Origin of the sequence: Roseateles sp. (assembly GCF_046300915.1) — a bacterium.
Taxonomy (GTDB): Bacteria; Pseudomonadota; Gammaproteobacteria; order Burkholderiales; family Burkholderiaceae_C; genus Kinneretia.
The window spans coordinates 1-11,541 of sequence record NZ_JBKCLH010000129.1; the positions used below are offsets into that span (position 1 = coordinate 1).

The following is an 11,541-nucleotide window of genomic DNA, read 5'->3' on the forward strand; positions in this document are numbered from 1 at the left end:
GGCATAGGCCTGCACCGGGCCGGTGGTGTTGAAGGTGGCACCATGATGCAGCTGGTGTTCGCCGATGTGGACCACGCCGTTCTCGGCATGGCCTTCGAAGCGGTTGACTGCGCCGAGGAAGCCGTAGACGAAGGGCGTGGCCGGGCGCTCATAGACCTCGGCCGGCGTGCCCACCTGCTCCACCTTGCCGTGATCCATCAGCACCACGCGGTCGGCCACTTCCAGGGCTTCTTCCTGATCGTGGGTGACGAAGACGCTGGTGATGTGCAGCTCATCATGCAGGCGGCGCAGCCAGCGGCGCAGCTCCTTGCGCACCTTGGCGTCCAGGGCGCCAAAGGGCTCGTCCAGCAGCAGCACGCGCGGCTCCACGGCCAGGGCGCGAGCCAGGGCGATGCGCTGGCGCTGGCCGCCGCTGAGCTGGGGCGGAAAGCGGTCGGCCAGCCAGTCCAGCTGCACCAGGTTCAGCAGCTCGTGCACCTTCTTGCGGATCACGGCCTCGCTGGGCCGCTGCTTGCGCGGCTTGACGCGCAGACCGAAGGCCACGTTGTCGAACACCGTCATGTGGCGGAACAGCGCGTAGTGCTGGAACACAAAGCCCACCTGGCGCTCGCGCACATGGGTGTCGGAGGCGTCTTCGCCATCCAGCAAGACCTGGCCCCGGTCGGCCGTCTCCAGACCCGCGATGATGCGCAGCAGGGTGGTCTTGCCGCAGCCCGAGGGGCCCAGCAGGGCGACCAGCTCGCCGGTCGGGAAATCGAGGCTCACATCACCCAGGGCGGTGAAGCTGCCGAAGGACTTGTGGACATTGCGGACTTGAATGCTCATGGCTGCGTTTCCAGGCGGGCCCTGCTGGCGCGCCATTCGATGAATTGCTTCAGAACCAGGGTCACCAGGGCCAGCAGGGCCAGCAGGGACGCCACCGCAAAGGCCGCGGCAAATTGGTACTCGTTGTAGAGGATCTCGACATGCAGGGGCAGGGTGTTGGTCTGGCCGCGGATATGGCCCGAGACCACCGAGACCGCACCGAACTCGCCCATGGCGCGTGCATTGCACAGGATCACGCCGTAGAGCAGGCCCCACTTGATATTGGGCAGGGTCACATGCCAGAAGGTCTGCCAGCCGCTGGCGCCCAGCACGGTGGCGGCCTCCTCCTCGTCACGGCCCTGAGCCTGCATCAGCGGGATCAGCTCGCGCGCCACGAAGGGGAAGGTGACAAAGACCGTGGCCAGCACGATGCCTGGCACCGCGAAGATGATCTTCACATCGTTCGCCTGCAGCCAGGGGCCGAACCAGCCCTGGGCGCCGAAGAGCAGCACATAGATCAGGCCCGCCACCACCGGCGAGACCGAGAAGGGCAGGTCGATGAAGGTGATCAGGAGCTGCTTGCCACGGAAGTCGTGCTTGGCAATGGCCCAGGCCGCGCTGACGCCGAAGACCAGATTCAGCGGCACCGAGATCAGGGCCGCCAGCAGGGTGAGCTTGATGGCCGAGACCGCGTCGGGCTCGATCAGGGCGGCCAGATAGGTGTCCCAGCCCTTGCGCAGCGCCTCGGTGAACACGGCCACCAGGGGCAGGATCAGGAAGAGCACGAAAAAGCTCAGGCCCAGGGCCAGCAGGGTGTAGCGCACCCAGGGCGCCTCACGCGTGGCGGGGTTGCTCTGGTAGCGGCCCTTGGGCGCGCCCAGGGTGGGGCTGACGGCGCCGCTCATTTGCGACCCTCCTGGCCATTGCGGCGCGCACTCCAGGCCTGCAGACCATTGATGGCCAGCAGCAGCACAAAGGAGAAGATCAGCATCACGGTGGCAATCGCCGTGGCGCCCACATAGTCGTACTGCTCCAGCTTGGAGATGATCATCAAGGGCGTGATTTCACTGACCATGGGAATGTTGCCGGCGATGAAGATCACCGAGCCGTACTCGCCCACGGCGCGGGCAAAGGCCAGGGCAAAGCCCGTCAGCAGGGCCGGCAGCACGATGGGCAGCACCACCAGGCGGAAGGTCTGCCAGCGGTGCGCGCCCAGGGACGCCGCGGCCTCCTCCAGCTCGGTCTCCATGTCTTCCAGCACCGGCTGCACCGTGCGCACACAAAGGGCAGGCCGATGAAGATCAGGGCCACCAGAATGCCCAGGGGCGTGAAGGCCACCTTGATGCCCCAGGGCGCCAGCAGCTGGCCCAGCCAGCCATTGCCGGCATAGAGCGCCGTCAGGGAAATGCCGGCCACGGCCGTGGGCAGGGCGAAGGGCAGGTCGATCAGCGCGTCCACCAGCTTCTTGCCGGGGAACTCGTAGCGCACCAGGGACCAGGCCAGGATCAGGCCAAAGACCACATTGATGGCCGCGGCCAGCAGGGCGGTGCCGAAGCTCAGCTTGTACGAGGCCAGCACCCGCGGCGCAGTGGCCGCGGCCCAGAAGGCCTCAAAGCCATGACCGGCCGCCTTGATGAAGACCGCCGACAGCGGAATCAGCACCAGCAACGAGAGATAGAACAGCGTGAAGCCCAGGGTGGGCCCGAAACCGGGCAACACGCGGCGCGGCTTGCGGCGTGGCGCGCTGGCGGGCGCGGCCGCACCGGAGCCGAGAACGGCGGTGGTGGTCATGGCAGAAGACTCGCTCAGCGCTTGGCGTTGGCCAGCACCAGCTGGTCGTACACGCCGCCGTCGGCGAAGTGGGTCTTGGTCACGGCCGGCCAGCCGCCCAGCAGGGAGTCCACGGTGAAGGTCTTCACCTTGGGAAAGCGCTGGGCATGGCGGGCGGCCACCGCAGCATCGCGGGGACGGAAGTTGTGGCGGGCGATGATCTCCTGCGCCTCGGGCGAGAACAGGAAGTCCGCATAGGCCTTGGCTGCCACGGCCGTGCCCTTCTTGGCCACCACCTTGTCGACGATGGCCAGCGGGGCCTCGGCCTCGATGGTGATGCTGGGATAGACCACATCGAACTTGCCCTTGCCGACCTCGTTCTCGATCAGCTCGGCCTCGTTCTCGAAGGTCACCAGCACATCACCGATATCGCGCTGGGTGAAGGTGGTGGTGGCGCCGCGGCCACCGCCGTCCAGCACCGGCACATTGGCCAGCAGCTTGCCCACGAACTCGCGGGCCTGGGCCTCGTTGCCGCCCTTGGAGATCACCGAACCCCAGGCGGCCAGATAGGTGTAGCGGCCATTGCCCGAGGTCTTGGGGTTGGGCACGATGACCGAAACCCCGCTGCGCGCCAGATCGGCCCAGTCCTTGATGGCCTTGGGATTGCCCTTGCGCACCAGGAACACCGTGGTGCTGGTGTAGGGCGCGGCCCCATGCGGGAAGGCCTGGCGCCAGTCCTTGCGCAGCAGGCCCTTGTCGGCCAGCAGATCCAGGTCGGTGGCCTGGTTCATGGTGACGATATCGGCCTCCAGGCCGCCCGCCACGGACAGGGCCTGACGGCTGGAACCACCGTGCGACTGGCTCACGGTCACGGTCTTGCCCGTCTTGCCCTGGTAATGCTTGGCAAAGGCGGGGTTGATGTCCTTGTAGAGCTCGCGGCTCACGTCGTAGGAGACATTGAGCAGGGCTTCCTGGGCCAGGACGGGGGCGGCCGCCGCGGCACTCAGGGTGAGGAGCAGGAGGGATTGGCGAAGGGCGGGGAGCAGCATGCGATTCTCGTACTCGGGCTCGATGAGCCGTGGCCTGTGGATGCGAAGGCCGCCAGAGTGCCAAGAAGCGCTTATTCGTGGAACAACAGTTTTTGTATTTGCTAATTCGGAAATTGCTTATAAGCCAGCTTCCATAGCGAGCAGGCCGATGCTCAGCCCTGCGGCTTGAAGCGCCGCGCCAGGCTGCCCGCCGTCACCACGCCGGCCAGGGCGGCCACCATATTCAGCAAGCCCCACAGCGGCGGCACCAGGGAGGACAGCAGCATGGCGGTCAGCGAGAGACTGCTGTAATGCGGCATCTGGGCCGCGGCAAAGACACCGTAGAACAACCAGCCCAGCCAGGCCACACCCATGCCCCAAATGCAGGCGGCGGTGGTGGGGCGGCGGCCGCGCCGCTGAGGCCGGACCGTCAGATAGCTCCATCCCAGGGCCAGCACAAAGACCGGCAGGGCATAGACCAGGGACTCCCCCATGATGCGAGCAGCGCTGTCCCGGCCGCCAAAAACATAGAAGATGTCATTGGGACCGAACAACTCGGCCAGCAGACGGCTCATCAGCATGGCCGCGCAGTAAAGGGCCAGGCCGGAGAAGAAGGCGCCGATGCGCCGCGTGTGCAGCATCATGATGGAACTCGCTGGAATGAGAGCAATGTCCCATTCTCGGGCGACACGAAGGCATGTTCCAGCCAGGCCCCCCTGTCCAGAGGGGCGTGCTAGCCCTGATTCCGGTGCTCGCCCAGGCGGCTCACCAGGCTGTCGAAGGCCCGCCACAAGTCATCCAGGCCCTGAATTCCGGGGTCCAGCTCTTGCAAGGCCAGGGCGGCTGCCTCCAGGGTGGAGAGCTGGTCCGGCCGCTGCGCCCGGCGCACGATGTAGCGCGAGACCGGCGGGCCGGCCCATGAAAACCTGGGCAGGGCCTGCAGGGCCGGGTTCAAGGCGAGCATCTTGCGGCTCTTGCGCCAGGTGCCGTCCAGCAGCACCAGCCGGCTCGGCTGCCAGCCCTGGGGCCAGGGCACACCACCCTCACCGGGGTAGAGCAGGGCCGCTCCGCTCAGCCGGGCCGGGTCCAGCAGGCCCGGGCCGAACTGTTCGCCCACCAGCAGCTCGCTGCGCGGCGCCAGACACAGATGCAGCAGGCGCGCGGTGTTCTTGGCCTGCAATTCCTCCAGCGGATGCTGCAGGATCAGCAGCTCGATGCGGCTGCGGACCGGTCGCACCAGATCGCACAGGCAGGTGCTCGGCGGGTGCAGGCAAGCAGGGCAACGGGGGCGGGACATGACAGGGGCGGACGGACCAGGGCGCGATCATGACACGCCCCCCCTGCGCCCGCGCCCTGCCCTCTTCAGCGACCCGGCGCGTAGATCTGGTCGAAGACACCGCCATCATCGAAGTGGGTCTTCTGCGCGGTACGCCAGCCGCCGAAGACCTCGTCGATCGTGATCAGCTGGGTGCGCGCGAACTGCTTGCTGTACTTGGCGGCAATCTTGGCGTCACGGGGGCGGTAGTAGTGACGGCCGGCAATTTCCTGCCCCTCCGGGCTGTACAGATACTCCAGATAGGCCTGGGCCTGCTTGCGCGTGCCGCGCTTGTCCACCACCTTGTCCACCACGGCCACGGGCGGCTCGGCCAGGATGGACAGGCTGGGCGTGACGATCTCGAACTTGTCCGGGCCCAGCTCCTTGACGGCCAGATAGGCCTCGTTCTCCCAGGAGATCAGCACATCGCCGATGCCACGCTCGGTGAAGGTGGTCAGAGAGCCGCGGGCGCCCGAGTCCAGCACCTTGGTGTTCTGGTAGATGCGCTGGACGAAGGCCTTGGCCGAGTCGGCATTGCCACCGGGCTGCTTGAGCGCATAGGCCCAGGCCGCCAGATAGTTCCAGCGCGCGCCGCCCGAGGTCTTGGGATTGGGGGTGATCACCTCCACACCGCTGCGCGCCAGATCGGGCCAGTTGTTGATGGCCTTGGGATTGCCCTTGCGCACCAGGAAGACGATGGTCGAGGTGTAGGGGGCAGCGTTGTGCGGCAGACGCTTTTGCCAGTCGGCCGGGATCAGCTTGGCCTTGTCATGCAAGGCGTCGATGTCATAGGCCAGGGCCAGGGTCACCACATCGGCCTCCAGGCCATCGATCACCGAACGGGCCTGCTTGCCCGAGCCGCCGTGCGACTGCTTGACGCTGAGGGTCTCGCCCGTCTTGGCCTTCCAATGCTTGGCAAATGCCGCATTGAAGTCCTGGTAGAGCTCGCGGGTGGGGTCGTAGGAGACATTGAGCAGGGTAGTCTGGGCCTGGGCGGCCAGGGTGCTCGCGCCCAGTGCCAGGACCAGCAGGGAGCGACGCAGCAGGGAAGTGGCTTGCATATTCACAGGGTTCTCGGTGCGATGTTCGGAAGCGGGTGGACATCACTCTAGGGATGCCGCCCGCCGCGCGGAACCAAGAACTTCTGCTTTGCTTATTCGCGCCGCGAGGACTGCAAGCTCGGCAGCTCGTCCAGCAGGGCCAGCAGATGCCCCACATCCAGCGGCTTGGTCAGGTAGTCGTCAAAGCCCGCCGCCCGCCCCCGCGCCACATCCTCGGGCTTGGCATTGGCGCTGAGGGCCACCACACGCAGATCCGCGGTCAGCGGGTCGGCGCGCAAGCGCCCCAGCACCTCGTAGCCATCCATGCCGGGCAGGTTGATGTCCAGCAAGATCAGGGCGGGTCGGCGATCGCGTGCCAGGGCTAGGCCCTGGGCGGGCTCCAGGGCCTTGAGCAGCTGCACCTCGGGCCGCAGGGCCACGATGCTCTCGATCAGCAGCAGATTGGCCGGGTTGTCCTCGATGCAGAGCAGCTGCAGGATGCCGGTGCGGGGCTGAGCGGGGGCCGGCCCCTTCATCAGCGCAGGCTGGGGCCGGGCCTGGGGTTCGGGCGCCAGGGGCAGCTCGATCCAGAACTCGCTGCCCGCGCCGGGGCGGCTGTCCACGCCCACCCGCCCTTCCATCAGCTCCAACAGGCGCTTGACCATGGCCAGGCCAATGCCCGTGCCCTCGATGGCGGCCTGATCGGCATCCAGACGCTCAAAAGGCACGAACAGCCGGGCCTGCTGTTCCGGACTCAGGCCGCGCCCCTGGTCGCACACGCTCAGGCGCAGGCGGGGCACCGATCCGTCGCGCAGCAGGGCCGCGCGCAGACCCACCTCGCCCTGGCTGCGGTTGTACTTGATGGCGTTGGACAGCAGATTCAGCAGCACCTGCTTGAGCCGCACCGGGTCGGCCCAGACCAGCGCCTGGGGCAGGGCCTCGGGCCCGGGCAGGCGGACCCCGCGCACCCGCGCCTGCGGACGCAGCAGGGACAGGCAGTCCTGCAGCACCGGTGCCAGGGCCACGGACTCGGGCTGCACGCTGAACATGCCGGATTCGATGCGCGCCAGATCCAGCACTTCGTTGATCAGGTGCAGCAGATGCTGGCCCGCCTTGAGGATCTCGTTCACATAGTCTTCGCCGGTGGGCTCGCGGGCCTGCATGGCCAGGAGCTGGCCAAAGCCCAGGATGGCATTGAGCGGGGTTCGCAGCTCATGGCTCATGCGCGAGAGGAACTCGCTCTTGGCCGCATTGGCCCGCTCCGCCTCCTGCTTGGCACGCAAGAGCTCGGCTGTGCGCTGCTGCACCCGCTGCTCCAGCTCCTCATTGAGCTGCAAGAGCCGCGCCTCGGCCTGCTTGCGCTCGCTGATGTCGGTGATGGAGCCGCGCACCAGGCGCTGGCCGCTGGCCGGCAGGCGCACCAGGCGGACCTCACAGGGCACCGGCTCGCCATCGGCGCGCAGATGCACCCACTCGAACACCGGCTGGCCGCCGTCCAGAGCCTGCAGCATCCAGCCCATGGCGGCCAGGTCGCTGGGCCGACCATCGGGTTGCTGCGGCGGGCTCAGCTCGGCGGGGCTCAGGCGCAGCAGGGTTTCGCGTCCATGACCGAACAGACGCAGCGCGTGCTCGTTGACCTCAACAAAGCGGCCGATATCAAGGTCGAACACCACGATGGCCTCGGGCGCCAGCTCGATCTGCAGGCGAAAGCGGGCCTCGCTCTCGGCCAGGGCCTGGGCGGCGCGACGTCGCTCCGTCACATCCAGGGTGGTGCCGAACATGCGCAGCGGCTTGCCGCTGGCATCGAAACGGACCTCGCCCACCTCCTCCAGAATGCGCTCGCCATCGGGCCGCTGCACGCGGAACTCGGCGTGATAGTGGCCGTCGCGCCCCTGCGCCAGCAACATGGCCAGCTGGGCTTCCACCTGTTCATAGTCCTCGGGATGGACCAGCTGCTTGAACAAAACCTTGCTGGGCTGGACCGAGCCCGGTGCAAAGCCGAAGAGCCGGTACTCCTCATCCGACCAGCTGGCCTCTCCCGTCTGCAGGTCGATATTCCAGTTGCCCTGGTGGGCCAGGGCCTGGGCTTCGGCCAGCTGCTGCTCGCTGCGCGACAGCTGTTCCAGGGCGAGTCGCTTGTCGCTGACATCGCGCAGCACCACCAGCAGGCAGGGCCCTTCGGCCAGATGAACCAGGCTGGGGCTAACGTCGGCGTGGAACACCTCGCCGTCGGCGCGCTGGAAGCTCAGCTCCTGCACCGGCGCCACATTGCCACGCTGCAGCAAGGCCATCAGCTTGCGCAGCCGCCCCAGCGATTCCGGCGCCAGCAGCTGGTCCGGTGTGAGCAGCAGCAACTGCTCCTCGGCATAGCCCAGCATGCGGCAGCAGGCGGGATTGGCCATCAGCAGCCGCCCGGCCGCCAGGTCCGCCAGCATGATGCCCTCCAGCGCCTTGTCGTAGATGACGCGCAGCGTGGCCTCGCTGTCGCGCAGGCGGCGCTCCAGACGCTGCTGCTCATCCACATCCCAGAAGCTGCCGCAGATGCCGAGCACCCGACCGGCGGTATCGAAGATGGGGGTCTTCACCGTGTGCACCAGGGAGTCGCGCCCATCGCCCCGATGCCGCTCCTCGAAGCTCGCGGGCAGGCCGCTGGCCATGACCTGCAAATCATCGGCGCGGTACTTGTCGGCCAGCTCGCCGGGATGGAGATCCTGGTCGCGTCGGCCCAGGATCTGCTCCCGCCCCAGTCCCTTGGACGCCGCATAGCGGCGGTTGACCGCCACATAGACCCCTTCAACGTTCTTGACGAAGACGCTGTAGGGGTAGTGCTCCACCAGGGCCGCATAGCGGGCCAGGGTGTCGTGCGGGGGGAGGTTGTCGCGCTGGGCCGGGGTCACACGCCGCAGTATGCGAGGCCTGCCTCAGGGCAACAAGGGGGCCAGAAGGGGGGAGGCATCCAGCCGCGTCTCGATGCTCTGCTGCATGGCCTGGTAGGCCGGGCTGCCGATCTCGCCATAACGCTGGCGGAACTCGGCAGCGCTCAGATACTCCGGCAGGTCGGACACATCAGGCAGCAAGGCCGACTCGGCCACACCGGCCGCCAGGCGCTGCTGCAGGCGCTGGGGCTGCTGCACCGCCAGCAGGCCCAGGCGGCTACCGGCACGGTCGGCCGCGATGTCATTGAAGCTGAAGCCGCTGCCATCGCGGCTGTCGGCAATCTCCTTGTAAAGCCCGATCGCATCGGCCAGCGGGCCGCCGGCATGGGCCGAAAGCGCGGCCGAGATCAGCCAATGCATGGGAAAGTCCGGACGGCCATGCAGGCTGAACTCCAGGACGGGCCGCGGCCAGCTGCGCGCCGCGGGCAGCAGGGCCCCCAGGCCGCGGCCGCTGGCCTGGGCCGCCAGCACCAGGAGCAGGGCCCGGTTTTCGGCCGTCGCATCCCCCGTGGCACTGCGTTCGGCGGCCAGGGCAAACAAGGGGGGCAAGACCTGGCTCAGGGACACCGATCCTCGCCACTGGCGCGACAGGCGATGCAGGGCCTGGTGATAGGCCTGCAGACGGGCCTGCTCTGCCGCGGGCATCAGGCTGTCCAGCAGGCGGCGATAGCTGTCATGGCGCCATTCATAGACCAGCTGCAGCTGCCCGGGGCGCACGCTCACGTGGCGCAAGAGCTGGCGGGCCAGGCGCAGCTCTTCGTTCATGGCCAGGCGGCTCAGCAATTGCTCGCGCAGCCAGGCCGCCAGCACATCGGGCACCGGCAGAGCGCCCAGGCGCAGATCGCGCAGCGCGGGCAGGCCCGCGTCCTCCTCCAGGCGGGCCTGAATATTGAGCCAGAAGGGGCCGCCCACGGACCAGCTGGCCTCCAGTTCCGCCGCCCCGGCCCCCAGACGCGCCCGGGCCGCGGCCTGCGGATGGCGGCTGGACAGATAGGCCAGCAGCAGGCCCAGCTCCTGTTCACTCACCCTGAGGGTTCCCAGACTCCCGGGCGCCAGCTGGCGCGGATCATTGCGGCGCAAAAAATGCTTGGCCTGCTCCACATCGGCCGGCGAGATGGCGGCCGGGGGCGGCACCAGGGCCCGGGTCTGCAAGCTCAGGCCCAAGCCCAAGAGCACGGCCAGCACCAGCACAAGCAGGGTCCAGCCCAGGTATTTCAAGAAACTTCTCATGGGGCGGCCAGTCTGCCAGCTTTATCCGACGGTCTGGCGTATGGGCGCCAAGTGGGCGCCTAGTTCCTGCGGTTAGCATCGCCGCCCATGTCCGACACCGCCCTGCCCGAACGCCGCCTCGATGTGCGGCATGCCGTCTCCGTCTGCGTCGGCATGGTGATAGGCGCCGGCATCTTCAAGACCTCGCCCATGGTGGCCGGCGCGCTGGCCAGCGACACGCAGCTGTACCTGGCCTGGGCCTTCGGCGGCCTGCTGTCCCTGGTGGGAGCGCTGTGCTTTGCCGAGATGGCCGCGGCCTTTCCCGATGCCGGCGGCGACTATCACTTCCTGCGCCGCGCCTATGGCCAGCGCCTGGGCTTTCTCTTCGCCTGGTCGCGCTTCGCGGTGATACACACCGGCTCGATGGCCCTGCTGGCCTTTGTGTTTGGTGACTATCTGGCCCAGGCCATCGACCTCAGCCCCTGGCTCGGACCTTATGCCAATGCGGTGCTGGCGGCCGGTCTGATCCTGCTGCTGACCGCGCTGAACCTGGCCGGCGTGCGCGTGGGCCTGGGCACCCAGCTGGGCCTGATGAGCGTGGTGCTGGGCGGGCTGGCGCTGCTGGGCGGGGCCGGGCTGTCGCTGGGCGACACGCCGCCGCAAACACCGCTGAGCACGGCTGGCGCCACGCCCGACTGGGGCACGGCGATGATCTTCGTCTTTCTGGCCTACGGCGGCTGGAGCGATGCGGCCACCTTGTCGGCCGAGATGCGCGACGCGAAGCACGGCATCGTCAAGGCCTTGCTGATCGGCCTGGCCCTGGTGATGGGCCTGTACCTGCTGGCCAACTGGGCCTATCTGCAGGGCCTGGGTCTGGCCGGCCTGGCGGCGAGCCCTGCGCCGGCTGCCGACCTGATGCGCGTGGCCTTCGGGCGCGGCGGCGAGTTGCTGATCGTGGGCATCGTCACCTTGACCGCGCTCTCGGTGATGAACGCCATCCTGATCGCCGGGCCGCGCACCACCTATGCGGCGGCGCGGGATCTGGCGCGCGAGTTCCCAAGTCGTTCGCCGGGCCACTCCCAAGAACGACTTGCCCCCCTCGGGGGGTCGGCCGCGTACACGCGGACGGGGGGCGCACATGTCTTGGGCAAATGGAACGCCAAGCGCGGCACGCCGACGGCGGCCGTGCTGGCCACCAGGGCCAGGGCGACGCCGCTGGTGGCCTTCGGCGCGGCCACACGCGGCGGCTTCTCGACCACGGTCGACTACCTGACGCCGGTCTACGGGTTCTACTTGTGCCTCAGCGGCGCCGCCGTCATCGTGCTGCGCCGCCGCGAGCCGGACGCCGCGCGGCCCTTCAAGGTGCCGCTGTACCCGCTGCTGCCGCTGCTCTTTGTGGGCTGCTGCGCTTATCTGCTCTATGCGAGCCTGGTGTATGT

The 11,541-nt window shown here is 68.0% G+C and carries 9 protein-coding genes and 1 pseudogene; 1 reads left to right on the forward strand and 9 read right to left on the reverse strand.

Annotated features, from left to right (window positions below):
• From ACK5F2_RS09425 to ACK5F2_RS09465, 9 genes and pseudogenes are all read right to left on the reverse strand, one after another.
• Positions 1-825, reverse strand: an 825-nt coding sequence (locus ACK5F2_RS09425; RefSeq protein ID WP_409864289.1) for a sulfate/molybdate ABC transporter ATP-binding protein, incomplete at its 3' end; no start/stop codon positions are given.
• Positions 822-1,709, reverse strand: coding sequence for a sulfate ABC transporter permease subunit CysW (gene cysW / locus ACK5F2_RS09430; RefSeq protein WP_409864290.1), 888 nt, complete (start codon positions 1,707-1,709; stop codon positions 822-824). The genes ACK5F2_RS09425 and cysW, both read right to left, overlap by 4 nt.
• A pseudogene (cysT, locus tag ACK5F2_RS09435) lies at positions 1,706-2,595 on the reverse strand (sulfate ABC transporter permease subunit CysT). Before cysT ends, cysW begins: the two are co-directional and overlap by 4 nt.
• Before the next feature lie 14 nt (positions 2,596-2,609).
• On the reverse strand, positions 2,610-3,623 hold the full coding sequence (locus ACK5F2_RS09440; protein ID WP_409864291.1) for a sulfate ABC transporter substrate-binding protein: 1,014 nt from the start codon (positions 3,621-3,623) through the stop codon (positions 2,610-2,612).
• Between the two features lie 152 nt (positions 3,624-3,775).
• Positions 3,776-4,246: a hypothetical protein gene (locus ACK5F2_RS09445; RefSeq protein WP_409864292.1), complete on the reverse strand. Its 471-nt coding sequence runs from the start codon at positions 4,244-4,246 to the stop codon at positions 3,776-3,778.
• A gap of 89 nt (positions 4,247-4,335) precedes the next feature.
• Positions 4,336-4,899 carry a tRNA-uridine aminocarboxypropyltransferase gene (locus tag ACK5F2_RS09450; RefSeq protein ID WP_409864293.1) on the reverse strand — a complete coding sequence of 188 codons (564 nt, stop codon included), beginning with the start codon at positions 4,897-4,899 and terminating at the stop codon, positions 4,336-4,338.
• 65 nt (positions 4,900-4,964) lie between these two features.
• Entirely contained in the window at positions 4,965-5,978 is a 1,014-nt protein-coding gene (locus ACK5F2_RS09455; RefSeq protein ID WP_409864294.1) for a sulfate ABC transporter substrate-binding protein, read from the reverse strand.
• Between the two features lie 92 nt (positions 5,979-6,070).
• On the reverse strand, positions 6,071-8,854 hold the full coding sequence (locus tag ACK5F2_RS09460; protein ID WP_409864296.1) for a PAS domain S-box protein: 2,784 nt from the start codon (positions 8,852-8,854) through the stop codon (positions 6,071-6,073).
• Between the two features lie 24 nt (positions 8,855-8,878).
• Positions 8,879-10,123 (reverse strand): hypothetical protein, encoded by a 1,245-nt coding sequence (locus tag ACK5F2_RS09465; RefSeq protein ID WP_409864298.1) that lies wholly within the window; start codon positions 10,121-10,123, stop codon positions 8,879-8,881.
• An 87-nt stretch (positions 10,124-10,210) separates the two neighbouring features.
• Here ACK5F2_RS09465 and ACK5F2_RS09470 point away from each other — a divergent pair.
• The coding region (locus tag ACK5F2_RS09470) for an APC family permease (protein WP_409864300.1) at positions 10,211-11,541 on the forward strand (1,331 nt) is incomplete at its 3' end.

Coding starts and splice junctions, on each gene's coding strand:
- cysW (WP_409864290.1), bottom strand. CDS start 1,709: ATGAGCGGCGCCGTCAGCCCCACCCTGGGCGCGCCCAAGGGCCGCTAC.
- ACK5F2_RS09440 (WP_409864291.1), bottom strand. CDS start 3,623: ATGCTGCTCCCCGCCCTTCGCCAATCCCTCCTGCTCCTCACCCTGAGT.
- ACK5F2_RS09445 (WP_409864292.1), bottom strand. CDS start 4,246: ATGATGCTGCACACGCGGCGCATCGGCGCCTTCTTCTCCGGCCTGGCC.
- ACK5F2_RS09450 (WP_409864293.1), bottom strand. CDS start 4,899: ATGTCCCGCCCCCGTTGCCCTGCTTGCCTGCACCCGCCGAGCACCTGC.
- ACK5F2_RS09455 (WP_409864294.1), bottom strand. CDS start 5,978: ATGCAAGCCACTTCCCTGCTGCGTCGCTCCCTGCTGGTCCTGGCACTG.
- ACK5F2_RS09465 (WP_409864298.1), bottom strand. CDS start 10,123: ATGAGAAGTTTCTTGAAATACCTGGGCTGGACCCTGCTTGTGCTGGTG.